The sequence below is a fragment of the Rhodococcus sp. 05-340-2 genome (assembly GCF_002258915.1).
Taxonomy (GTDB): domain Bacteria; phylum Actinomycetota; class Actinomycetes; order Mycobacteriales; family Mycobacteriaceae; genus Rhodococcoides.
Map to the genome: position 1 here is coordinate 342357 of NZ_NOYU01000027.1, position 24796 is coordinate 367152.

General features: G+C 64.7%; 22 protein-coding genes. 19 read left to right on the forward strand and 3 right to left on the reverse strand.

All coding sequences use genetic code 11. The annotated features are described in order from the left end of the window. Nucleotides 1–3: 3 nt before the first annotated feature. From CH271_RS16625 to nuoN, 13 genes are read left to right on the forward strand one after another with little or no spacing between them, the layout of a single operon-like run. Nucleotides 4–558 carry a NuoB/complex I 20 kDa subunit family protein gene (locus CH271_RS16625; protein ID WP_032397855.1) on the forward strand — a complete coding sequence of 185 codons (555 nt, stop codon included), beginning with the start codon at nt 4–6 and terminating at the stop codon, nt 556–558. Beyond that, nucleotides 555–1217, forward strand: coding sequence for an NADH-quinone oxidoreductase subunit C (locus tag CH271_RS16630; protein ID WP_094634254.1), 663 nt, complete (start codon nt 555–557; stop codon nt 1215–1217). Before CH271_RS16625 ends, CH271_RS16630 begins: the two co-directional genes overlap by 4 nt. Next, nucleotides 1217–2515, forward strand: coding sequence for an NADH dehydrogenase (quinone) subunit D (gene nuoD / locus CH271_RS16635; protein ID WP_094634255.1), 1299 nt, complete (start codon nt 1217–1219; stop codon nt 2513–2515). The genes CH271_RS16630 and nuoD overlap by 1 nt, the downstream gene beginning before the upstream one ends. Next, entirely contained in the window at nt 2512–3405 is an 894-nt protein-coding gene (gene nuoE, locus CH271_RS16640) for an NADH-quinone oxidoreductase subunit NuoE (RefSeq protein WP_094634256.1), read from the forward strand. Before nuoD ends, nuoE begins: the two co-directional genes overlap by 4 nt. Before the next feature lies 1 nt (nt 3406). Further along, the gene (gene nuoF / locus CH271_RS16645; protein ID WP_094634257.1) at nt 3407–4708 is read left to right on the forward strand and encodes an NADH-quinone oxidoreductase subunit NuoF; all 1302 of its coding nucleotides are present in this window, start codon (nt 3407–3409) and stop codon (nt 4706–4708) included. Further along, the gene (locus CH271_RS16650) at nt 4705–7239 is read left to right on the forward strand and encodes an NADH-quinone oxidoreductase subunit G (RefSeq protein WP_094634258.1); all 2535 of its coding nucleotides are present in this window, start codon (nt 4705–4707) and stop codon (nt 7237–7239) included. Before nuoF ends, CH271_RS16650 begins: the two co-directional genes overlap by 4 nt. After that, entirely contained in the window at nt 7236–8546 is a 1311-nt protein-coding gene (nuoH, locus tag CH271_RS16655; RefSeq protein WP_094634259.1) for an NADH-quinone oxidoreductase subunit NuoH, read from the forward strand. The genes CH271_RS16650 and nuoH overlap by 4 nt, the downstream gene beginning before the upstream one ends. Next, nucleotides 8539–9114, forward strand: coding sequence for an NADH-quinone oxidoreductase subunit NuoI (nuoI, locus tag CH271_RS16660; protein WP_094634260.1), 576 nt, complete (start codon nt 8539–8541; stop codon nt 9112–9114). The genes nuoH and nuoI overlap by 8 nt, the downstream gene beginning before the upstream one ends. Beyond that, nucleotides 9111–9887: an NADH-quinone oxidoreductase subunit J gene (locus tag CH271_RS16665; RefSeq protein WP_094634261.1), complete on the forward strand. Its 777-nt coding sequence runs from the start codon at nt 9111–9113 to the stop codon at nt 9885–9887. Before nuoI ends, CH271_RS16665 begins: the two co-directional genes overlap by 4 nt. Next, nucleotides 9884–10183, forward strand: coding sequence for an NADH-quinone oxidoreductase subunit NuoK (gene nuoK / locus CH271_RS16670; RefSeq protein WP_008717020.1), 300 nt, complete (start codon nt 9884–9886; stop codon nt 10181–10183). The genes CH271_RS16665 and nuoK overlap by 4 nt, the downstream gene beginning before the upstream one ends. A gap of 13 nt (nt 10184–10196) precedes the next feature. Beyond that, nucleotides 10197–12068, forward strand: a complete 1872-nt coding sequence (gene nuoL, locus CH271_RS16675) for an NADH-quinone oxidoreductase subunit L (RefSeq protein WP_179274654.1) — start codon at nt 10197–10199, stop codon at nt 12066–12068. A 35-nt stretch (nt 12069–12103) separates the two neighbouring features. Beyond that, nucleotides 12104–13603, forward strand: a complete 1500-nt coding sequence (locus CH271_RS16680; RefSeq protein WP_373453578.1) for an NADH-quinone oxidoreductase subunit M — start codon at nt 12104–12106, stop codon at nt 13601–13603. Further along, nucleotides 13600–15162: an NADH-quinone oxidoreductase subunit NuoN gene (gene nuoN, locus CH271_RS16685; RefSeq protein ID WP_094634263.1), complete on the forward strand. Its 1563-nt coding sequence runs from the start codon at nt 13600–13602 to the stop codon at nt 15160–15162. Before CH271_RS16680 ends, nuoN begins: the two co-directional genes overlap by 4 nt. Nucleotides 15163–15173: 11 nt before the next feature. Here nuoN and CH271_RS16690 read toward each other — a convergent pair whose 3' ends face one another. Continuing rightward, a complete protein-coding gene (locus tag CH271_RS16690; RefSeq protein WP_094634264.1) occupies nt 15174–15653 on the reverse strand; it encodes a DUF4188 domain-containing protein in 480 nt (159 codons plus the stop codon). 79 nt (nt 15654–15732) lie between these two features. On the opposite strand from CH271_RS16690, the gene CH271_RS16695 reads away from it, so the two are divergent. Further along, the gene (locus tag CH271_RS16695) at nt 15733–16326 is read left to right on the forward strand and encodes a TetR/AcrR family transcriptional regulator (RefSeq protein ID WP_094634265.1); all 594 of its coding nucleotides are present in this window, start codon (nt 15733–15735) and stop codon (nt 16324–16326) included. Here CH271_RS16695 and CH271_RS16700 read toward each other — a convergent pair. Together CH271_RS16700 and CH271_RS16705 are read right to left on the reverse strand one after the other, a co-directional pair. Further along, on the reverse strand, nt 16320–17183 hold the full coding sequence (locus CH271_RS16700; RefSeq protein WP_094634266.1) for a YdcF family protein: 864 nt from the start codon (nt 17181–17183) through the stop codon (nt 16320–16322). The genes CH271_RS16695 and CH271_RS16700 overlap by 7 nt on opposite strands. 183 nt (nt 17184–17366) lie before the next feature. Continuing rightward, nucleotides 17367–17621 carry a hypothetical protein gene (locus CH271_RS16705; RefSeq protein ID WP_032378219.1) on the reverse strand — a complete coding sequence of 85 codons (255 nt, stop codon included), beginning with the start codon at nt 17619–17621 and terminating at the stop codon, nt 17367–17369. A 58-nt stretch (nt 17622–17679) separates the two neighbouring features. On the opposite strand from CH271_RS16705, the gene CH271_RS16710 reads away from it, so the two are divergent. From CH271_RS16710 to CH271_RS16730, 5 genes are all read left to right on the forward strand, one after another. After that, the gene (locus tag CH271_RS16710) at nt 17680–18210 is read left to right on the forward strand and encodes a DinB family protein (RefSeq protein WP_094634555.1); all 531 of its coding nucleotides are present in this window, start codon (nt 17680–17682) and stop codon (nt 18208–18210) included. A 99-nt stretch (nt 18211–18309) separates the two neighbouring features. Then, complete coding sequence (locus CH271_RS16715; protein ID WP_371828437.1) at nt 18310–19788, forward strand: aldehyde dehydrogenase family protein; 1479 nt, start codon at nt 18310–18312, stop codon at nt 19786–19788. A gap of 24 nt (nt 19789–19812) precedes the next feature. Beyond that, on the forward strand, nt 19813–21324 hold the full coding sequence (locus tag CH271_RS16720) for an APC family permease (protein WP_037190132.1): 1512 nt from the start codon (nt 19813–19815) through the stop codon (nt 21322–21324). Between the two features lie 12 nt (nt 21325–21336). After that, nucleotides 21337–22884: a GMC family oxidoreductase gene (locus tag CH271_RS16725; protein ID WP_094634267.1), complete on the forward strand. Its 1548-nt coding sequence runs from the start codon at nt 21337–21339 to the stop codon at nt 22882–22884. 70 nt (nt 22885–22954) lie between these two features. Beyond that, on the forward strand, nt 22955–24796 hold the full coding sequence (locus CH271_RS16730) for a putative nucleotidyltransferase substrate binding domain-containing protein (RefSeq protein WP_179274683.1): 1842 nt from the start codon (nt 22955–22957) through the stop codon (nt 24794–24796).

Consider the following 24796-nt stretch of genomic DNA (forward strand, 5'->3'; position numbering starts at 1 on the left):
TCGATGGGACTCGAAGAGAAGCTACCCAGTGGATTTCTGCTGACCACCGTCGAGGGGCTGGCCGGCTACGCCCGCAAGGGTTCGTTGTGGCCCGCGACCTTCGGTCTCGCGTGCTGCGCGATCGAGATGATGGCCACCACGTCCGGCCGGTTCGATCTCGCGCGATTCGGCATGGAAGCGTTCCGTGCGTCTCCGCGCCAAGCGGATCTGATGATCGTCGCAGGCCGTGTCAGCCAGAAGATGGGGCCCGTACTGCGGCAGGTGTACGACCAGATGGCGGAACCGAAATGGGTCCTGGCCATGGGAGTCTGCGCGTCCTCGGGCGGGATGTTCAACAACTACGCGGTGGTTCAGGGTGTCGATCACATCGTTCCGGTCGACATCTACCTTCCCGGTTGCCCACCCCGACCCGAGATGCTGCTCAACGCGATCCTGGAGCTGCACAAAAAGATTCAGGAGATGCCGCTGGGTGTCAATCGAGAACAGGTGCGCGCGGCTGCCGAGGCTGCAGCGCTGGCCTCCACCCCGACCATCGACTTGAAGGGGCTGCTGCGATGACACCGGACGGAACCCGTGGGATGTTCGGTGTCCGGGGGAGCGGTGACACCTCCGGCTACGGCCGGTTGCAGCCGCCGTTGGCATCGGCGGACACGGCTGTTCGGCCCTACGGCAGCTACTTCGACGCCCTGGTCGATCGATTGGCCACGGTTCTCGACACCGGTGACGTGGCCGTGCCGTTCGAGGACGCCGTCGAGCGTGCCGTGATCTTTCGTGGGGAACTGACGCTGCATCTCTCGCGGGAGCACGTGCCCGCCGTGGCCCGTGCTCTCCGTGACGACGAGGAACTGAGATTCGAATTGTGCACGGGGGCATCGGGTGTGCACTATCCGGATCAGGTCGGCCGGGAATTGCGTGCGGTCTACCATCTGGTGTCCATCACCCACGGACGCCGCCTCCGACTCGAAGTGGCTGTACCCGATGCAGATCCACACACACCCTCGCTCTGCGCGGTGTATCCGACCAACGACTGGCACGAGCGCGAGGTCTACGACTTCTTCGGCATCGTGTTCGACGGTCATCCGGCACTCACGCGGATCGAGATGCCCGACGACTGGGTCGGTCACCCGCAACGCAAGGACTATCCCCTGGGCGGAATTCCCATCGAGTACAAGGGCGCTCGGGTCGCGCCTGCCAACGAGCGCAGGTCGTACAACTGATGAGCGCAACGGACGAAACGATCTATGCAGTGTCGGGCCAGGACTGGGACGACGTGGTCGAACTAGCGCGCGGGTCGACCACGGAACGCATCGTGGTCAACATGGGTCCGCAACACCCGTCCACCCATGGTGTGCTGCGGTTGATTCTCGAGATCGAAGGCGAGACCGTCACCGAGGCCCGATGTGGAATCGGCTACCTGCACACCGGAATCGAGAAGAATCTCGAGTATCGCAACTGGACTCAGGGCGTCACGTTCGTCACTCGGATGGACTATCTGTCGCCCTTCTTCAACGAGACCGCGTACTGCCTGGGGGTGGAGAAGCTACTCGACATCACCGACGCCATTCCCGAGCGCGCGACGGTCGTCCGGGTGATGTTGATGGAGCTCAATCGGATCTCGTCGCACCTCGTGGCATTGGCCACGGGTGGAATGGAATTGGGTGCCGTGACGGCGATGCTGTTCGGCTTCCGGGAACGCGAACTGATACTCGACGTCTTCGAGGCCATCACCGGACTTCGCATGAACCACGCCTACATCCGTCCCGGTGGCTTGTCTCAGGATCTGCCCGCCGACGCGATCGACAAGGTCCGCGAGCTGCTGCGGGTTCTTCCCGGACGGCTACGCGATCTCGAACTCATGCTCAACGACAACCCGATCTGGAAGGCCAGAACCGAGAACGTCGGCTACCTGGACCTCACCGGGTGCATGGCCCTCGGCGTCACCGGGCCGGTGCTTCGATCGACCGGACTTCCCTACGATCTGCGCCGGTCCGATCCCTACTGCGGGTACGAGAACTACGAGTTCGATGTCGTCACCGACACCGGATGCGACTGCTACGGGCGCTATCTGATTCGCGTCGAAGAGATGAAGGAATCGCTCAAGATCGTCGAGCAGACTCTCGATCGTCTGCGGCCAGGACCGGTGGTCATCGACGACAAGAAGATCGCCTGGCCGGCCGAACTGGTCTCCGGCCCCGATGGTCTCGGCAATTCTCAGGACCACGTGCGCACCATCATGGACACCTCGATGGAGTCGTTGATCCACCACTTCAAGTTGGTGACCGAGGGGATGCGGGTACCGGCAGGGCAAGTGCTGTCCACGGTGGAATCGCCGCGAGGCGAACTGGGTGTGCACATCGTCAGCGACGGCGGAACCCGGCCGTACCGAGTGCACTTCAGAGACCCCTCCTTCACCAACTTGCAGGCGGTCGCCGCCATGTGCGAGGGCGGCATGATCTCCGACGTCATCGCTGCCGTCGCGAGTATCGATCCGGTGATGGGCGGGGTGGACCGATGACCGCGCCACGCTCGGAGCCGGTGCTCGTCCAACTCGGAGCACGCCCCGAGGAAGCCGTACAACTTGTCGGCCCCGACGCACGCGCGTCCTATCCCGCCGACGTCCGTGCCCGCCTACGCGCCGACGCCGACATCGTCCTCGCTCGTTATCCGCAGGCCCGATCGGCGTTGCTACCGCTGCTGCACCTGGTGCAATCAGAGGACGGCTATCTGACGCCGGCCGGAATCGAATTCTGTTCCGACGTACTCGATCTCACCGGTGCAGAGGTGACCGCGGTCGCGACCTTCTACTCGATGTACCGCCGCGAGCCCACCGGCGACTACCGCGTCGGAGTGTGCACCAACACCCTGTGCGCCGTCATGGGCGGCGACGCCATCATGGACGCTCTGCGGGATCACCTCGAGATCGACCACGGCGAGACCACCGCCGACGGCAGCATCACCCTCGAGCACATCGAATGCAACGCCGCGTGCGACTTCGCGCCGGTGATGATGGTGAACTGGGAATTCTTCGACAACAGAACACCGGCGTCGGCGCGGGAATTGGTCGACGCGCTTCGTTCCGGTGCGCAGGTGACCCCGACCCGCGGCGCTCCGTTGTGCACGTTCCGCGAGACCGAGCGCATTCTGGCCGGGTTCGCCGACGACCGACCCGGGGCACTCGAATCGTCCGGCAGCGCAGGCGAAGCCAGTCTCGTCGGCCTGCGGTACGCCCGAGAGCACTCGATGTCTGCTCCCCAGGTCGTCACCGGCTCCCCGGACGGGCATCCCGACCTGGGTGCCGAGGCCGTGGCGGAGACAGTGCGCGAGAAACCGGCTCCGGCTCCCTCTGCGACCGTTCCACCGCAGCCGAACACCACCGAAACCGATCCATCGACGAAGGGGAAGTGACATGGCCCTGACGCCGGTGCTGAGCGAGTTCTGGGACGAGAAGGACTCGTGGACACTCGACACCTACCGCAGTCACGACGGATACCGGGGGCTCGAGAAGGCCCTTGCCATGGACCCCGACGATCTCATCGCATTCGTCAAGGATTCCGGCCTGCGCGGCCGTGGCGGCGCGGGATTCCCCACCGGAACGAAGTGGAGCTTCATTCCTCAGGGTGACGGGAAAGCTCACTATCTGGTGGTCAACGCCGACGAGTCGGAGCCGGGCACCTGCAAGGACATGCCCTTGATGATGGCGAGCCCGCACACGTTGATCGAAGGAATCATCATCGCGGCCTACGCAATACGTGCATCGCGCGCATTCGTCTACGTTCGCGGCGAAGTGGTACCGGTGCTGCGCAGACTGCAGGCCGCGGTTGCCGAGGCATACTCCGCGGGCTACCTGGGCAAGAACCTCCTCGAATCGGGGTTCGACCTCGAGCTGGTGATCCATGCCGGGGCCGGGGCCTACATCTGCGGCGAGGAGACGGCGCTACTCGATTCGCTGGAAGGGCGACGAGGTCAACCCCGACTGCGTCCACCGTTTCCCGCGGTTGCAGGCCTGTATGCGCGCCCAACGGTGGTCAACAACGTGGAATCGATAGCCAGCGTCCCGGTGATCCTGCGCAAGGGAATCGAATGGTTCCGATCGATGGGAAGCGAGAAGTCACCCGGCTTCACCCTCTACTCGATGTCCGGCCACGTATGTCGGCCCGGCCAGTACGAGGCCCCGCTTGGCATCACCCTGCGGGAGCTGCTGGGCTACGCGGGTGGCATCCGTCCCGGCCACGAGCTGAAATTCTGGACACCGGGAGGATCGTCGACGCCGATGTTCACCGGCGAGCACCTGGACGTGCCACTCGACTACGAGGGCGTCGGCGCCGCCGGATCGATGTTGGGTACCAAGGCCTTGCAGATCTTCGACGACACGACGTGCGTCGTGCGAGCGGTGCTGCGATGGACGGAGTTCTACGCACACGAATCCTGCGGCAAATGCACGCCGTGCCGCGAAGGAACCTACTGGCTGGTGCAGATACTGCGCCGCCTCGACGGCGGAACCGGCACCGAGGCGGACCTCACGACACTGCTCGACATCGCAGACGGCATCGCTGGAAAGTCGTTCTGCGCGTTGGGAGACGGAGCCGCAAGCCCGATCGTGTCCTCGCTGAAGTACTTCCGCGACGAATACATCCGACATGTCACCGAACAGGGATGCCCATTCGATCCACACCGATCGACCCTGATGGCAAAGGAGCTGACGGCATGACGGCACCAGCAGATGGTCGTTCCGCAGGCTCCACTCCTGCCCCTGAACAGTCGGTCACTCCGGTCGACATGGTGACACTGACCATCGACGACCACGAGATCAGTGTTCCGAAGGGCACGTTGGTGATTCGAGCCGCCGAGCTGATGGGCGTGCAGATTCCGCGCTTCTGCGATCACCCGTTGCTCGATCCGGTGGGGGCGTGTCGGCAATGCCTCGTCGATGTCGAGGGTCAACGCAAGCCGTTGGCGTCCTGTACCACGACCGTGGCCGGGGGCATGATCGTGCGCACTCAAGTGACATCGGAGTCGGCGGAGAAGGCGCAACGCGGCGTCATGGAGTTGCTGCTGATCAATCATCCGCTCGATTGCCCGGTGTGCGACAAGGGCGGTGAGTGTCCGCTGCAGAACCAGGCGATGGCCGCGGGTCGGTCCGAATCCAGATTTGTCGAGACCAAGCGCACGTATCCCAAGCCGATTCCCTTGTCGGCCGAGATTCTGCTCGACCGCGAGCGGTGCGTCCTGTGTGCGCGATGCACTCGTTTCGCCGCCCAAGTGGCCGGCGACCCGTCCATCGACCTCCTAGAACGTGGTGCCGTTCAACAGGTCGGCATCTTCGGTAACGAGCCGTTCGACTCCTACTTCTCGGGCAACACCGTTCAGATCTGTCCGGTCGGTGCGCTGACCAACACCGAGTATCGGTTCCGGGCGCGTCCGTACGACCTCACTTCGTCGCCGAGCGTGTGCGAGCACTGCGCAGGGGGCTGCGCTCAACGCACGGACCATCGACGCGGCAAGGTCCTTCGCCGGCTGGCGGGGGACGACCCGCAGGTCAACGAGGAATGGAACTGCGACAAGGGAAGGTGGGCGTTCAAATACGCCACCGAACCCGATCGCATCACCGCGCCGATGATCCGCGACGAATCGGGGAAGTTGATCGAGACGTCGTGGTCGGCTGCGCTGGCTGCCGCGGCGGCCGGACTGGCCGGATCGGTCGGCCACGCCGCGGTACTCGTGGGCGGACGATCGACTCTCGAAGACTCCTACGCGTACGCCAAGTTTGCTCGAACAGTGCTGCACACCAACGATATCGACTTCCGAAATCGCAGCCACAGCGCCGAGGAAGCGGATTTCCTGGCCGGTCGAATCGCGGCGACCGGGTTGGGGGTCACCTACACCGACCTCGAGAACGCCCCGGTGGTGGTGCTCGTCGGCTTCGAGCCCGAGGAAGAGTCACCACTGGTGTTCCTGAGGCTTCGGAAGGCGCACCGCACGAGCGCAGTGGTGGTGGCCTCGATCGCGCCGTTCTCCACTCGGGGCCTACGAAAGCTCGACGGCGTCCTGCTGCAGTCGATTCCCGGTGACGAGCCGGGGTGGCTCGATGCGTTGCACGTCGGCGATCGTGGCACCGAATCGATTGCACACCTCCTCCGAGAGCCCGGTGCGATCGTTCTCGTCGGTGAGCGGCTGGGCTCCGTTCCCGGGGGTCTGGCGGCGGCGTCGAAACTGGCGGACGACACCGGGGCGAGCCTGGCCTGGATTCCGCGACGTGCCGGCGAACGCGGTGCGCTCGACGCAGGGGCGCTGCCGAACGTTCTGCCCGGCGGGCGTCCGGTGGCCGATGCGGCTGCGCGCGCCGAGGTGGCCGCGGTATGGGGAGTGCCCGAGCTACCGGAGGAGGTGGGCCGCGACACCGCTGCGATCCTCGCCGACGCAGGACCGAATCGCGCCCTGGTCACTGCCGGAATCGATCTCGACGATCTTCCGGACCCCCAGGAGGCGCTCGACGCCGTGGACAAATCGGCGTTCGTGGTGAGCCTCGAGCTGCGCCACAGTGCGGTCACCGAGCGGGCCGACGTGGTGTTCCCGGTGGCACCGGTGGTCGACAAATCGGGAACTTTCGTCGACTGGGAAGGACGACCTCGCGCGTTCGACACTGCACTCGGTGCCGGCGCGGTGATGCCGGATCAACGCATCCTCGACGCCATCGCCGCGCAGATGGGCGTCGCACTGGCCGTGCCCGACGCGGCGGCGGCACGCGCCGAGCTGGCTCGCCTCGGTGTGTGGAACGGCCCGCGCACCGCGGTGGCCCGGGTTGCACACCGCACGGAAGTTCCGACCCTCGGGCCAGGTGAGGCGATTCTGACCACGTGGCGGATGCTCATCGATGCGGGACGGATGCAGGACGGCGAGGACAACCTCGCCGCGACCGGCCGCACGCCCACGGTTCGGTTGTCGGCGACGACGGCCTCGTCCATCGGAGCGGAGACCGGCGACCTGGTGAGTGTCGTGACCGACCGAGGTTCGATCACGTTGCCGCTGACGATCACCGACCTGCCCGACACCGTGGTGTGGATACCGATGAACTCGCCCGGTTCGGCGGTGTACCGCTCGCTGGGGGTGCAGTCGGGCGCGGTTGTGCGCCTTCGTCGTGGTTCTGCGGAACGACCCGAAAATTCAGGAGTGGAGCCTGCGGAACGACCCGAAAATTCAGGAGTGGAGCCTGCGGAACGACCCGAAAGTGGGCAGTCATGATCGTGGCCGCGCCGACCGATCTGTCGATGTTCGGCAACGACCCGTGGTGGTTGGTCGTCGGGAAGGCCTTGGCGGTCTTCGTCTTCCTGGTGCTGACGCCGCTGGTCGCGATCTACGCCGAACGCAAGATCATGGCGTGGATGCAGATGAGGGTGGGGCCCAACCGGGTGGGCCCGTGGGGTCTGCTGCAGTCGCTCATGGACGGGATCAAGCTGGCACTGAAGGAGGGGATCACTCCGACCGGCGTCGACAAGCCGATTTACGTTTTGGCTCCGATCATTTCGGTGGTTCCTGCGTTCATGGCCTTCGCCGTGATTCCGTTCGGTCCCGAGGTGTCGGTGTTCGGTACGACGACACCGCTGCAGATGACCGACCTGCCGGTGGGGGTTCTGTACATTCTCGCGGTCACGTCGGTGGGTGTGTACGGGATCGTGTTGGCGGGGTGGGCGTCGGGCTCGACGTACCCGCTGCTCGGTGCGCTGCGTTCGACGGCGCAGGTGATTTCCTACGAGGTCGCGATGGGCCTGTCGTTCGCGGCGGTCTTCGTGTACGCGGGGACCATGTCGACCTCCGGAATCGTTGCTGCGCAACAGAACACCTGGTACGTGTTTCTGCTGCTGCCCTCGTTCCTGGTGTACGTGACGGCGATGGTCGGCGAAACCAACCGCGCTCCGTTCGATCTGCCCGAGGCGGAGGGCGAGTTGGTGGGCGGATTCCACACGGAGTACTCGTCCCTTCGTTTCGCCATGTTCATGCTCGCCGAGTACATCAACATGGTCACCGTGTCGGCACTCGCGACCACGCTGTTCCTCGGCGGCTGGCAGGCTCCGATTCCGTTGAGTCTGTGGAGCGGTGCCAATTCGGGGTGGTGGCCGGTGCTGTGGTTCACCCTCAAGGTCTGGGTGTTCCTGTTCGTGTTCATTTGGCTGCGTTCCACACTGCCGAGGCTGCGCTACGACCAGTTCATGAACTTCGGCTGGAAGATTCTCATTCCGGTTGCCCTGATCTGGGTGATGGTGATCGCGACGGTGCGGGTACTCGGGGCCGATCGGTACGACGTACCGCTGGTCACGTTCGGCGTGTCGATGATCTTCGCAGTGGCCGTGCTGGGTGCACTGCTGCTGATGGTGCGCAGGCGTGCACGGGAACGGAACGTGCCGCCTCCTGCGCCCGTCGCCGAGTTCGATGCTGTGGCAGGCGGATTCCCGATACCTCCAATCCCTACGCAGGGCTCGACTTACCCGAGCCGGCACGCCGGTGTGCGCTCACCCGCCGCCAGGTCACCGAAGGAGAACGCCGATGCCTGAATTTCTCGGTCCCATAGCCGGTTTCGGGGTCACGTTCGCCACGATGTTCAAGAAGGCCGAGACGGAGCTGTACCCGGAGGAGAAGAAGCCGACCGAGGTTCGCTACCACGGTCGTCATCAGCTCAATCGGTACGCCGACGGTCTCGAGAAGTGCATCGGCTGCGAGCTCTGCGCGTGGGCCTGCCCGGCCGACGCCATCTACGTCGAAGGAGCCGACAACACCGAGACCGAGAGGTTCTCTCCGGGCGAGCGCTACGGCGGGGTCTATCAGATCAACTACCTCCGGTGCATCGGGTGCGGCCTGTGTGTGGAGGCCTGTCCGACACGCGCTCTGACGATGACCAACGAGTACGAGCTGGCCGGTGACAACCGTGCCGATCTGATCTACGAGAAGGACTCGCTGCTGGCACCGCTGGAGCCGGACATGACGGCACCGCCGCACGCGATGGCACCGGGCCTGGCGGCCGAGGACTACTACCGCGGAACCGTCACCGGCCACGAGTCACCGGCCGAGTCCCCAGCCGAACCCGAGTCCCCAGCCGAACCCGAGGGCGGTTCGGTGCGATGAGGGCACAGGAAGCCGCCGTGCACCTCGCCCTCGATGCCACGTCCACCGGTGAGGCCGTGCAGTTCTGGACCCTGGGTGTCGTTGCCGTCATCGGTGCGCTCGGCGTGGTGATGAGCACCAAAGCCGTCTACTCGGCGTTGTTCCTCGCCGCCACGATGGTGGTACTGGCGACCTTCTACATGGCGCAGGGTGCGTTGTTCCTCGGTGTCGTGCAGATCGTCGTCTACACCGGCGCGGTCATGATGCTGTTCCTGTTCGTTCTGATGCTCGTCGGAGTCGACACCTCGGAGTCGCTGACCGAAACCTTGCGTGGGCACCGCATCGCGGCCGTCGTCATCGGAATCGGCTTCGGACTGTTGATCATCGGGGTACTGCTTCGCGATGCGGCCCAGGGTGGTCGGCTCGACTTCGCCGGTCTCGACGCCGTCAACTCCGCCGGAAACGTCGAGGGCCTGGCAGAGCTGATCTTCGTCGAGTACGTGTGGGCGTTCGAGTTGACCGGGGCACTGTTGATCACTGCCACCATCGGGGCGATGATCCTGGCGCACCGGGAAGCTCTGGGGCCGGTCAAGGGTCAGCGAGAGATGGCGCAGGATCGATTCCGCGACGGTTCGAGGGTGACGCCTCTGCCGAGCCCAGGGGTGTACGCCAGACACAACGGGGTCGATCGCCGCGCTCTGTTGCCCGACGGAACCGAATCCGAGTCGTCCGTCAACGCCATGTTCGCCGATCAACGGAGCCAGTACAGGGTGGACGGGGGTGACGAGCGATGAACCCGGAGAACTATCTCTACCTGTCCGTTCTGCTGTTCACGATAGGCGCGGCAGGCGTCATCGTCAGGCGCAACGCCATCATCGTGTTCATGTGCATCGAATTGATGCTCAACGCAGTCAATCTCGCGTTCGTCACCTTCTCCCGCATGCACGGCAATCTCGACGGACAGTTGTTCGCGTTCTTCACCATGGTGGTCGCCGCCGCCGAGGTGGTGGTGGGCCTGGCCATCATCATGGCCATATTCCGTTCTCGTCGGTCGATTTCGATGGACGAGAACTCCCTGATGAAGAATTGACGGGGGCGCAGAAATGATGTCGATACTGTGGCTTCTTCCGGCTCTGCCGGCGTTCGGTGCGGCGTTCCTGCTGCTCGCCGGCAGGCGCACCGACGGGTGGGGGCATCTCGTCGCGACGGCAGCGGCAGTGTCCTCGTTCGTGGTGGCCGCGGTGGTGTTCGCATCGATGCTGGGCCGTGCAGAATCGGGCCGGGCCCTCACCCAAACCCTGTTCCGATGGGTTCCGGTCGACGAATTGCAGGTCGAGTTCGGCTTGCGCGCAGATCAATTGTCGATCTGCTTCGTCCTGCTGATCACCGGGGTCGGGTCGCTCATTCACGTGTACTCCATCGGCTACATGAGCCACGACGCCGAGCGGCGACGCTTCTTCGCGTACCTCAACCTGTTTCTGGCAGCCATGCTGCTGCTGGTCCTGGCCGACAACTTCCTGGGCTTGTATCTGGGGTGGGAGGGTGTCGGACTGGCGTCGTATCTGCTCATCGGCTTCTGGCAGCACAAGCCGTCGGCTGCGTCGGCTGCCCGAAAAGCGTTCGTGGTCAACCGAGTCGGCGACATCGGCCTGGCCGTTGCGCTGATGATCATGTTCGTGAACTTCGGCTCCGTGCAGTACGACGACGTGTTCGCCGGAATCGGCGAGGCAAGCGAATCGGTGGCCACCGCCATGGCGCTGATGCTGCTTTTGGCGGCGTGTGGAAAGTCGGCGCAGGTGCCGCTGCAGTCCTGGCTCGGTGACGCCATGGAGGGCCCGACACCGGTGTCGGCATTGATTCACGCGGCCACGATGGTCACGGCAGGGGTGTACCTCATCGTGCGCTCCGGACCGGTGTTCGAGGCGTCGCCCACCGCCCGCGCGGCCACCGTCACCGTCGGGGCGGTCACCTTGCTGTTCGGTGCCGTCATCGGTTGTGCGAAGGACGACATCAAGAAGGCGCTCGCGGCGTCGACGATGAGTCAGATCGGGTACATGGTGCTCGCGGCCGGGCTCGGCCCCTCCGGATACGCCTACGCCATCGTGCTGTTGATCTCGCACGGCTTCTTCAAAGCGGGCTTGTTCCTGGGCGCGGGCTCGGTGATGCACGCGATGAACGACGAGACCGACATGCGACGGTTCGGTGGGCTCCGCGCCGCGATGCCGATCACGTTCGTCACATTCGGCCTCGGCTATCTCGCCATCATCGGACTGCCGCCGTTCTCCGGCTTCTTCGCCAAGGACCCGATCATCGAGGTCGCATTCGCCGCCGAAGGAGTGGCAGGTCCGATTCTCGGCTGCGTGACATTGCTCGGTGCCGGCCTGACGGCCTTCTACATGACTCGCGTGATGCTGTTGACCTTCTTCGGTCCGAAACGCTGGTCCGCGCAAGCACATCCGCACGAGGCGTCGGCGACGATGACTGCCCCGATGATCGTGTTGGCCGTCGGCTCGGTGGCGTCGGGAGCTTTCCTTGCGGTGGGCGGACGCCTCGAGACGTGGCTGGAACCCGTCGTGGGGTCGGCACCCGAGGAGCACGCGATTCCGGCCTGGGTGGTCACCGTCGCCGTCCTGGTGGTCGTGCTGGTCGGCGCGAGCGTCGCCTACCGTAAGTACATCGCGAACGAGGTTCCGCCGACACCACCCGAGGATGTGTCGCCCCTGACCCGAGCTGCACGTGCCGATCTCTACGGAGATGCCGTCAACGAGGCCGCATTCATGCGGCCGGGACAGACACTCACGCGCGCATTGGTGCACGCCGACAACGGGATCGACGCCGTCGTGGACGGGGTGGGGAGCTCGATCGGAGGCGCATCGACGCGGTCTCGGCGACTGCAGACGGGCTACGTGCGGTCGTACGCGTTGGCGATGTTCGCGGGAGCCGTTCTCGTCGTACTGATGGTGGTGGCTTTGTGACGACTCCCTGGTTGACCGTCCTGTGGGTACTCCCGATGCTCGGTGCGATCGTGGTCGCCCTGGTGCCCGCCGCTCGCCCGACCGCCGCGCGCAGTGTCGCAGTGGGCTTCGCTGCCGGGACCTTGGCCGTGTCGGTCGCACTGGCGGTGTCGTTCGACTCCGGTGGTGATCGGTACCAGTTCGTCGAAGACCATTCGTGGATAGCGGCTTTCGGTGCGCGGTACACCCTCGGTCTGGACGGAATCGGCCTCGTCCTGGTGTTGCTCACCACCGTTCTCACGCCCTTGCTGCTCGTCGCGGGCTGGTACGACGGCAGTCGCGTCGCGAACTACGGCTCCCGTCGGGTGTCGCACACGTACATGGCGTTGATTCTGGTGGTCGAGTCGATGGTGCTCGTGTCGTTCCTCGCGTTGGACGTGTTGTTGTTCTACATCTTCTTCGAGGCGATGCTGATTCCGATGTACTTCCTCATCGGTGGCTTCGGGGGAGTACATCGCACGCGCGCCGCGGTGAAGTTCCTGTTGTACAACCTGTTCGGCGGTCTGATCATGTTGGCTGCCGTCATCGGCCTCTACGTGGTGACCGCGCGACCCGACGGGCCGTTCGACGGCGGGACGTTCGATCTCCGCGCGATCGCCGACGCGGCGTCATCGGGCGGACTCGGTGTGGATCCGATGGTTCTGAACGCACTGTTCCTCGGCTTCATGTTCGCGTTCGCGATCAAGGCACCGTTGTGGCCGTTCCACTCGTGGCTACCCGACGCCGCAGTGCAGTCCACACCCGCGACTGCGGTGCTGATGATGTCGGTGGTGGACAAGGTCGGTACGTTCGCGATGCTGCGGTTCTGTCTCGAACTCTTTCCTGGCTCGTCGCAGACGTTCGCGCCGTGGATCATCACTCTCGCGGTCATCGGCATCGTCTACGGCGCCATACTGGCGATCGGCCAGACCGACATGATGAGACTGATTGCCTACACGTCGATTTCGCACTTCGGATTCATCATCCTCGGCATCTTCGCCATGACCGGTCAGAGTCAGGCCGGTGCCACGCTGTACATGGTCAATCACGGAATCTCCACGGCCGCACTGTTCTTGATCGCGGGCTTTCTCGTGTCGCGTCGAGGGTCACGAGCGATCGCCGACTACGGCGGTGTGCAGAAGGTGGCACCGGTACTTGCCGGAACGTTCTTGATCTCGGGGCTTGCCACGCTCTCGCTACCCGGCCTCGCCCCGTTCGTGAGCGAATTCCTCGTGCTGATCGGCACGTTCGGTCGATACGGAGTCGCCGCGATCGTGGCCGCTGGAGCCCTCGTGCTGTCGGCGATCTACATACTGTGGCTCTACCAGCGCGTCATGACCGGGCCGATCCGGGAGGGCAACGAGACGGTGCCCGATCTCGTTCGCCGCGAGCTGGCCGTGGTGGTGCCGTTGATCGCGTTGCTGATCGTGCTCGGGGTGTATCCGAAACCCGCGCTCGATGTCATCACTCCGGCAGTTCAATCCACGATCGTCGACAGTTCAGGAGGTCAGCGATGACCACACCCGAGGTGCAGTACGGTCTGCTGGCACCGATGCTGATCGTGTTCTCGGTCGCAGTTCTCGGTGTTCTCGTCGAGGCGTTCGTGCCGCTGCAGGCCCGCCGGATCACGCATCTGGGCCTGGCTCTCGCGGGACTGGTGGCGGCACTGGCGGCAATTCTCGGTCTGGCCGGCACCGAGGCGTCGGCGATGTCCGGCGCGGTCGCGATCGACGGGCCCACCCTGTTTCTACAGGGAACCATTGTGCTGGTGTCGATTCCGGCCATCGCATTGATGGCCGAGCGCACCGTTGCAGTCACCTCGGCCGGTGCCGAGCGTCGCATCGATTCGTTCACCCCGCAGGCATCGACCACTCCGGGCAGCGTGGCGGAGAAGGAGGCCATCGACGCAGGCGTCGCCCAGACCGAGGTGTTTCCTCTCGCGATGTTCGCGATCGGTGGCATGTTGCTGTTTCCGGCGGCCACGGATCTGCTGACGATGTTCGTGGCGCTGGAAGTGCTGTCCTTGCCGCTGTATCTGCTCTGCGGACTGGCCCGTCGACGGCGCTTGCTCTCGCAGGAAGCAGCTCTCAAATACTTTCTGCTGGGCGCGTTCTCGTCCGCGTTCTTCCTGTTCGGGGTCGCCTTCCTGTACGGATACGCCGGAACCGTTCGGTTGGAGGGCATCGCCGACGCCATCGCGGCTGACGGTCAGGGCAGATCGCTCGCGCTGATCGGAACCGCCTTGCTCGCGGTGGGTCTGCTGTTCAAGGTCGGTGCCGTGCCGTTCCATTCGTGGATTCCCGATGTCTACCAGGGTGCCCCTACGCCGGTGACGGCACTGATGGCCACGGTGACCAAGGTTGCGGCGTTCGGTGCGATTCTGCGCATCTTCGGGATGGCGCTGCCCGGTCTCGAATCGAGTTGGCGACCGATGCTGTGGGTCGTCGCCATCGCGACGATGGTGGTGGGATCGGTTGTCGCGGTGACGCAGACCGATGTCAAACGGATGCTGGCGTACTCGTCCGTTGCGCACACCGGATTCATCCTCACCGGAGTGACGGCACTGGGTAGTTCAGGTGATGTGGGTGATTCGGGTGTGTCGGCCACGATGTTCTATCTGTTGGCGTATGCCTTCAGCACTCTCGGGGGGTTCGCGATCATCGGGTTGGCGAGAGACGAACGCGGCGAGGTGAGCGATCTGGAACGGTGGGCCGGAATCGGTCGTCGGTCACCGCTGGTGGCGGCGGTGTTCGGGTTGTTCCTGCTCTCGTTCGCCGGCATTCCGCTCACCAGTGGGTTCATCGGCAAGTTCGCGGTGTTCAGCGCTGCCTCGGGTGCCGGGGGAGCGGCGCTGGTCGTGGTCGGGGTGGTGTGCAGCGCGATCGCAGCGTTCTTCTACGTACGGGTGATCGTGCTGATGTTCTTCACCGATCCGGGAGAGCGGACCGCCACGATCGTGCGCCCGACGGCGTCGGTGTCGTGCGCGATCGGGGTCTCGGTGGTGGTCACCGTGGCTCTCGGAGTCTTCCCGCAGCCCGTTCTCGACCTTGCTGCGCGAGCCGGAGATTTCCTGTAGCCGTCGAGCCGTTACTGCGCGGACTTCATTCGCTGCTTCCACGTGTGCGAGCCGGTCCCGACAGGGAGTCCACCGATGGCACCTGCGAGTCCGAACGCAGGCATGTTGACGTAGATCGCCTCACTGTTTCGCGCTGTCGCGGTGTAGGTCTCGTGCCATACGCCGACATGGCGGGTTGCAGCCACCGATCGGTTGAAGGCGCGCCAGGCCGGTGCGTGTGGTGCATCGGGATCGGAGGCGAATCGCGTCAGGTCCTCGGCAGTGCGCCAATAGCTGACCAGCATGGTGGTTCGTCCCAGCCACGAGTGGTAGCCGAGCAGTCCGGAGGCGGGATCCCTCTCGAGATGGCCGAGCATCCGCGGCATCGCGCGCACCGCGGGTAGCCAGGAGCGAACGGCCACCGGATTGTTGATGCGCATCCCGATGAGGAAAACCGTGACGGTGTCGCGGTCGGCCTCGACCGTGGTGCGGCCGTCGATGATGGGTGGCATGGGGAGTCCTTACTGGTTCGAGGGCGGGAACAGACTTACATGACACTGTTATAAAACACCGTTGTGGTAGGTTCCGCAAGTGGCGAGACCAAGAATTCACGATGCGGAGTTGCGCACCCGGCTCCTCGAGGCCGCGGCCGAAACCGTTGCGCACCAGGGTGTCGACTCGTTGTCACTGCGCAAACTCGCGGCCGCGCAGGGCACCTCGACGACAGCGATCTACTCGCTGTTCGGCGGACGTGCCGAGTTGCTCGTAGCTCTGTTCTCCACGTCGTTCGCGAGTTTCGGGGACGCGCAGCGCCGGGTTCCGGTCAGCGGCGATCCGGAGGTCGATCTGCGGGAACTCGCCGCCTCGTACCGAGACTGGGCACTACGTAATCCGCATCTGTACGCGGTGATGTTCGGCGGTGTGCTCGGTTCGGTCGATGTATCCGAAGAGGCGCAACGTGCTTCCGCAGCGATGGACCCGCTGCGGTCAGCGGTGGCGAGCGCAGTCGCGACGGGAACCATGGCCGGGGCGTCGGTCGAGTTGATCAGCCACTCGTTCTGGGCGATCGTGCACGGGTTGGTGTCGCTGGAGTTGGCGATGCCCACCGACAACGACGACGAGATTCGTCGGGCGATGTTCGATGCCGGGACGGAGTCGGTGCTACGCGGGTGGACGCGTCAGTAGGTGCGCGGTATCCCGAGGATCTTGGTGGCGTCGACCGTCATACCCAGCCGCGCTGTCGGAGCGAGCGCAGGTAGGTCCGGGGGATCGTCGGGAGTGGATGTGGCAGCACCGATCACGTCGGCACCGGCGATCTCGAAGTCGGAGATCGCTCGCCGCAGGTGACTGGAAGTCGTGGCCAGAACCAGATTCTCGACGTCGATCTCCGCTGCCAGCGCGGTGGTGCGCTGTGCGTTCTGCACTGTCGAATTCGCGGTCGTTTCGGTGTGAATGCGGTCGGCCGCGATGCCGTCGTCGACGAGCCACTGCTGCATCGCGTCGGCCTCGGTGATGCCGCTCTGCGGGTTCCCACCGGTGACGATGATGGGGGACTCGGGGGAGCGCTCCGCCGCGGCTACGGCCGAGCGGAGACGTGCCACCAACTCCGGGGCCATACTGCCGTCGCCGTTCAGGCCCAGACCGAGTACCACGATTGCAGTGCGGGGTCCGTCGATGGTCGGTGCGAAATCGATTGTCTCCGTTGCGGCGTCGTCGATGACTGCGATCGCTCGATCGACTGCGTCGGCGAGGGTGGGAGACAGGGTGCGTAGACGAGCCGAGTGTTGCGCACGGGCATCGGTGTCAGCGGTCGCGTTGGCATAGAACGTCTGCAGCGCTGCCACATTGGCGTCGTCCGGGGCGGCGGTAGCGAGCGCGTCGAGGGCAGCGAAACCGTCGTCGTAGCGACCCTTCACCAACGCATCCTGCGCGTCGTTGTACTGCTCTGCGTCGGCCGACCGGACCGACTCGGCGACGGTTACCGGGGCCGACGCCGCGGGCTCGGCCATCGCCGTGATCGAGCCGAAACCGACAGCGAGCACAGCGGCACAGGTTACGACAGCACCGCGAACGGTCGGGTGTACTCGGCCTTGTCGCACTACTGACGTCCTTCCGAGCGGTGACGGGTTTCCGCCACCCTAGCTCAGTTCGGTGCCAGTGTGACTGGTGTGAGCAGAGTTGTTCGAGTTACATGAATGTACTTCTGAGCAGGGACTCTCCTGTCGTCACAGAGTGACGGGGGCACGTCCGCGATCGGCGGGTTCGATGGTCACCTCGGCATCGGGAAGGAAAACCCGCTCGGTCGTCGTGGTTCCGTCGACGCCATCGGTCACCGTCACCGCTACGCTCTCGGCAACTTGGCCTGCGCTTTCGATGAACCCGGTCGCGACGCCCTCTTCGATGAGCAGGTGATCGCCCACCAGGAGAAGAAGCTCGTCCGCCGTCACCGTTCGTCTGCCGCCCACATCTTCGATAGTCATGTTTCCCACCGTAATGCGCTGCGCTGCACAGTGCCGTCGCATGTTCGACAATCGCAGCATGACCGATCGGCGAAAGACATGGACAGCGCCCACACCGGAACCGGTCGACGGTCCGCTCTTCGGCGACGAGCGGCCGATTCTCGAAGGGACGTTGCAGTGGCATCGAGCGACGTTGCTCAACATCTGCGCAGGCGCGAATTCGGAGCAGCTGGCACGACGTCCGTTCCCACCGTCGACGCTCTCGCTGCTCGGACTCGTTCGTCATCTCGCCAAGGTCGAACGCATCTGGTTCCGAGAGCGGTTGGGCGCGATGTCGTTCGACCCGATGTACGACGCGGAGTTGGGTAAGGACTCGGACCTTCTGGGAGCGACCGAGGCCGGGGCCGAATCCGACTTCGCGCAATTTTTTGCCGAGTGCTGTGCCGCGGACGAGATTGCGGCCCGACGCTCGTTGGACGACCTGGTCGACTCGCGAGGTGGGCCGATGTCGCTGCGGATGGTCTACGTGCACATGATCGGCGAATATGCTCGACACAACGGACACGCGGACATCATCCGCGAACGGATCGATGGAGTCATCGGCCGCTGAGGGCATAGCGTAGACACACGACCCGACCCCCAGACGGAAGAAGGAGTTTCAGTGACCGACTCCGATGCAGTATTCGACCCGACCTCGCTACGGCCGTCGTTGTTCGTCGACGGGCAGTGGCAGGGATCCGGTGACGGCGGAACCCGAGACATCGTGAACCCCGCGGACGGCAGCACGGTTGCCGTCGTGGACGAGGCCACGCCGGACGACGCTCTGCGCGCGGTGGCCTCGGCGCGGGCGGCGTTCGACGACGGGCCGTGGCGCTCGGTGACGGTGACCGAGCGCAGCGATCTGCTGAACCGCATCGCAGATCTGCTCCAGAGGGACAAGGCCGAGCTCGCGCGTATCGAGACTCTCGATACCGGAAAGACGTTCGGCGAGAGCGAAATCGACATCGACGATGTCACGTCGGTCTTTCGCTTCTACGCCGATCTCGCAGTGGTGCAGGCAGATCGCCTGATCGACGTCGATCGACCCGAAATCCTCAGCCGCGTGGTCCACGAGCCGATCGGCGTGTGCGTGATGATCGCACCGTGGAACTATCCGCTGCTGCAGATCTCGTGGAAGATCGCCCCCGCTCTGGCGGCCGGCTGCACGATGGTGCTCAAGCCGAGCGAGGTGACTCCGCTGAGCACCATCGCGTTCACCAAGCTGGTGGAAGAAGCCGGAGTGCCGGCCGGTGTGGTCAACTTGCTGCAGGGCAGCGGGGCGGTTCTCGGGGACGCGCTCACCAGGAACCGTGACGTCGACTTCATCTCGTTCACCGGCGGACTGGCGACGGGCCGGCACATCTTGGCCGCTGCGGCCGAGAATGTCACCAAGGTGGCCGTCGAACTCGGTGGCAAGAATCCACACATCGTGTTCGCCGACGCGGTGGCCGACGATCAGGCATTCGCAGACTCCGTCGACAACGTCCTGACCGGAGTCTTTCTGCATTCGGGTCAGGTGTGTTCGGCCGGCACTCGACTCATCATCGAAGAATCGGTCGCCGACCGCTTCGTCGCAGCCGTGGCCGAACGCGCGAAGACCATCGTGATCGGTCCTGGGATGGACCCGGCGAGCGAGACCGGTCCACTGGTGTCGCAGGCGCAGCGCGAGAAGATCGAAGCTTTCGTCGCGGGCGGCATCGAGGAGGGCGCAACACTGGTCATCGGCGGAACGAAACCGGACAATTCGGCTCTGGACGAGGGTAGCTATTTCCTACCGACGATTTTCGACCACTGCAATCGGTCCATGAATATCGTGCAGGAGGAGACATTCGGGCCCATACTCACTGTGGAGCGCTTCGACACGGAGGCCGAAGCACTGCTGTTGGGCAACGATACGAATTACGGTCTCGCCGCGGGAGTTCGGACATCCGACGCCGCACGAGGCGAAAGAATGGTACGTGGGCTGCGCCATGGCACGGTGTGGCTCAACGACTTCGGTGTTTACACGGCGGCCGCGGAATGGGGCGGCTTCAAACAGTCCGGGAACGGACGCGAGCTCGGCCCGTCCGGAATGTCCGAATATCAAGAAGCGAAGCATATTTGGCACAACACCTCACCCACGGCGGCGGGGTGGTTCGGTACCCGATAGAGCACGATGGGAAAGGCCACAGGCATGGCAATACTGAACGACAACTCGAGCGGGATGGACGATTTCGGCTACAAGGAGTCTCTCGATCGAAGTCTCGGCAAATTCGCCAGCTTCGCCGCGGGCGTCAGCTACATCTCCATTCTCACCGGCACGTTCCAGCTGTTCTACTTCGGTTTCGGGACCGCCGGGCCGGCGTACCTGTGGTCGTGGCCTGCGGTCTTCGTCGGTCAGCTCTGCGTGGCACTGTGCTTCATGGAGCTGGCCGCGAAATACCCGGTGGCGGGATCGGTGTACAACTGGGCGAAGCTGTTGGGCCGCAGGATCGTCGGTTGGTCGGCGGGCTGGTTGATGCTCACGGCATCGATCGTGACACTGGCCGCCGTTGCCCTCGCTCTACAGCTGAATCTGCCACGCATCTGGAGCGGATTCCAGATCATCGGTGACGGCTCGGGTGCCACCGACTTCGCGGCCAACGCAGTGCTGCTCGGTGCGATCCTGATCGCCATCACCACCACGATCAACGCGCTCGGCGTTCGACTGATGGCGATGATCAACAGTGCGGGTGTGTTCATCGAACTCATTGCGGCCGTCCTCATCGCGATCCTGCTCGCGGCCAACATCACTCGCGGGCCCGAGGTGTTCTTCTCCTCCAACGGCTACGGTGCCGGTGAGAGCGGCGGCTACCTGGGTGCCTTCCTGGTCGCGTCTCTGGCGTCGGGCTACGTCATGTACGGATTCGACACCGCGAGCTCGCTCGGGGAAGAAACCGTCGAACCTCGCCGCACCGCCCCCAAAGCGATCTTTCGCGCCATCCTCGCGTCGTTCGTCATCGGCGGAGCCATCCTGGTGTTCGCCGTCATGGCCGCGCCGGACCTGAACGATCCTTCGCTCGGCAGCCCCGACGGCAGCCTGCAGTCCATCGTCGAATCGGTGATGTGGGGCCCGCTGGGCACCGTCTTCCTCATCTGCATCGTTATCGCGGTCTTCGTCTGCTCACTGGCAGTGCACACCGCGGCGATCCGGCTCACGTTCGCCATGGCGCGAGACAACGCGTTGCCCTTCGGCGAGAGTCTGGCCAAGGTGAACCCGAAGACCCAGACCCCGGTGGTCCCCGCAGTGACCATCGGCGTGCTGGCCATCGTCATTCTCGTCGTCAACATCGGTCAGCCGCAGATCTTCACGGTCCTCACCTCGATCGCGATCATCATGATCTACCTCGCGTATCTGATGGTCACCGGGCCGCTGTTGGTCAAACGAGTCAAGGGTGAGTGGCCGCCGGCAGATCTGAAGCCCGGCGGGTACTTCACGATGGGCAGGTGGGGCCTGCCGGTCAACATCGCGGCAGTGGTGTGGGGCGCAGGGATGGCGATCAACCTCGCATGGCCACGCGAGGCCGTGTACGGAACCCCCTGGTACAACACGTTCGGTGCGTTCGTCTACATCGGCGGCATCCTGGGGGTAGGCCTGCTGTGGTACGCAGTCAAGGGACGCAAGCACATCGGCACTCTGAAATCACATGCCTCCACGGGCGACTAGAAGGAGCGTGCAGTGACAGACACCCAGTTCGATTACGTCGTCGCAGGTGGCGGGACGGCGGGGTGTGTCCTCGCTGCGCGGCTGAGCGAGGACCCCTCCGTCAGTGTCTGCCTCGTCGAAGCAGGTCCGACCGACGTCGGCGACAAGGCAATTCTCGAACTGGTGGAGTGGATGCATCTGCTCGACTCCGGCTACGACTGGGACTATCCCGTCGAACCGCAGGAGCGCGGCAACAGCTTCATGCGGCACGCGCGGGCGAAAGTGCTCGGTGGCTGCTCCTCGCACAACTCCTGCATCGCCTTTCACCCGCCTGCGGAAACCCTCGACGACTGGGCCGCTGCGGGCGCGACGGGGTGGGGCGCGTCGGACATCCTGCCGTTCGTCGCGCGAGTGGAGAACAACGACACCGGCCGTGGCCACGACGGCCCCGTGCGAATCCGCGACGTGCCACCGAACGATCCGTGCGGTGCGGCAGTGCTCGAATCGGCCGCCGGGATAGGTCTTCCCACGGTCGCATTCAACCGCGGAACGCCTGTACTCAACGGTGCCGGTTGGTTCCAGATCAATGCGGGTGAGGACGGCTCGCGGATGTCGACCTCGCATGCGTACCTGCACCCGATCATCGGCTCGCGCCCGAACCTGGAGGTGCGTACCGACTGCTGGATCAGCGAGATTCTGATCGACGAATCGCTGACTGCGACCGGAGTTCGGTACCAACGTCCCGATCTCACCGGCTACGACACGGTGTCCGCGCGCCGCGAGGTGATCGTGACCGCCGGAGCCATCGACACGCCGAAGCTGTTGATGCTCTCCGGAATCGGACCGGCAGACCAGCTCCGCGAGATGGGCATCACGGTGCGAGTCGACTCGCCCGGAGTGGGTGAGAACCTCGACGACCACGTCGAAGGGCTGGTGTTCTGGGAGGCGAGCAAGCCCATGGTCACCACGTCCTCGCAATGGTGGGAAATCGGTGTGTTCGCGCAGACCGACTCCTCACTGAACTATCCCGACGTCATGATGCATTACGGCAGTGTGCCGTTCGACATGAATACCCTCCGATGGGGCTACCCGACCACAGACAACGGATTCTGCCTGACGCCCAACGTGACCCAGGGGCGCTCGCGTGGCACTGTTCGTCTGCGCAGCAGGGACTTTCGTGATCGGGCGAAGGTGGACCCGCGCTACTTCACCGACGCCGACGGCCACGACGACGCGGTGATGCTTGCCGGTCTGAAGCTGGCTCGTCGAATAGCAGCCGACGGACCGATGGCCGAGTGGATCGAACACGAACTCGCCCCCGGACCCGAGGCCGTCACCGACGACGACCTGCTCGACTACGTGCACAAGACGCACAACACGGTCTATCACCCGGCAGGCACTGCCCGGATGGGCTCGGTGGACGACACCATGGCCGTGCTGGATCCCGAGTTGCGCGTCAAGGGCATCTCGAACCTACGAGTGGTCGACGCGTCGGCGATGCCGAAGCTGCCGTACGTCAATCCCAACATCACGGTGATGACCATGGCGGAGAGATGCGCCGACCTGATCCGTGGCGGATAGACAGGAGACGGCCGATTTTCTCGGCGCGCATCCACCGTTTCAGGGCGCGCCACCGGTAGTGCTGGCCGAGATGGCCGCAGCAGCCGTCGAACGCGAGTACGGCAGTGGCGCATGGGTTGTGGACCGTCCACAGATGGACGCCTCGGCCGATGCCGACACCGTGTGGGTGGTGCGTACCGGACGCGTGGTGATCACGCACCCGGACGACACCTCGCGCACCGACGTTCCCATCGACACGATAGGTCCCGGTGGGGTGTTCGGATTCTCGGCGCTGCTCTCGGGTGGAACCGTCGAATTCTGCGCGCGGGCAACCGAACCGACTGTCGTCCTGCAGTTGCCCGGTGCGCTGGTTCGGCCGTTGTTCGCAACGCCCACCGGTCTGGCGTTCCTGGCCGATGCCGTCAACTCCTCCTCTGCATACCGTGGGGGACCGGTGGAGGGCAGTGCCGGCCGGACCGTCGGTGAATTGGTCTCTGCGCCTGCGGTGTTCACGCCCGTCGGAACCACGGTCCGAGATGCCGTCCGGCACATGACCGAGCAGGGCAGCTCGTACGTTCTGATTCCGCTCCGGGGATCGCGCCACGGCATCTTCACCGACCGCGACCTCCGAATTCGTGTGGTGGCCGCCGGTATCGGCATCGATACTCCGATCGAGCAGGTCATGACGTCGCCCGCCGAGACCGTCACGGCGGACCGGTTGGCCGGGACCGTGCTGATGGACATGCTCGAGCGAGGCTTGCGGCACATGCCGGTGGTGTCGACCCGCGGTGAGGTACTCGGCGTCGTCGAGGATTCGGATCTGCATGCCGCATCCACCCGACGCAGTTTTGTGGTCCGCCGAGCTGTGGCATCGGCGTCGACCCCCGCCGAACTCGCCGACGCAGGCAGACTCGTGCCCCGCCTGGTGGTGGATCTGTTCAAGGGCGGAACCGATGCGATGGCGGTCAGCGCGATTCTCTCCGTCGTGGTCGACAGCCTCGTCCGCCGGGCCGTCGAGATCGAATGGACCGCACGTCCGGACGTGCCGCGTGACCACTTCGCCTGGATCACTCTCGGCAGCGTGGCACGTCGAGAAGCCATGCCCTCCTCGGACGTCGACAGTGCATTGACCTGGGCGGATGCCACCGCCGACCCGGATGTCCGAGGAAAATCGAACGCGGTGTCGTGGACCCGCGACGAGGCGCTGATGGACTTGGCCACTCGCGTCCACGTGAGCCTCGACGCTGCCGGACTACCGTCGGACAGCAACGGCGCGGTTGCGAGCTCGCCCCGATTCGCACGCTCTGCCGGTCAGTGGGAAAGGGCCGCGGCCCACTGGCTCAGCAACCCCTTCGGTGAACGTGGCAATCCGGCAGAGGACTCGGGCCTCATCATGTCCTCGCTGATGATCGACGGCAGAGTGGTGTGGGGCCCGAGGGAACTGCACACCGTCCCCGAGGCCTACCGTCGACTCCTGCTCGATCACCCCGACGCATTGCGGTTGCAACTGCGTGACGCGCTCGCCGGCCGCGCCCGATTGCGTTCGCTGCGAGACGTGCTGGCTCGGCGAGGCGGGACGTTCGACCTCAAGGCCCATGCACTGACTCCCATCGTCAACCTCGCTCGGTGGGGTGGGTTGTCGGTCGGCATCGCCTCGTCCTCCACCCCCGCGCGGCTCGCCGCGGCGTCGGGCAACGGCATGCTCTCCGAACGCGATGTCGCCACACTGACCGAAGTGTTCGCCCTGTTGCAGCGGCTCCGACTGTCGCATCAGATCGACCAGATCACAGCGGGCCACCGCCCCGGCGACGTGCTGATCATGGCCGATCTGTCGCCGCTGGAACGGAGTCTGCTCACCGACGGGATCCGCGAGATCGCCGCGGTGCAGCGCCGCGTCGGATACCTTGCGGCCAATGTCGGCGTGCATCGCTGA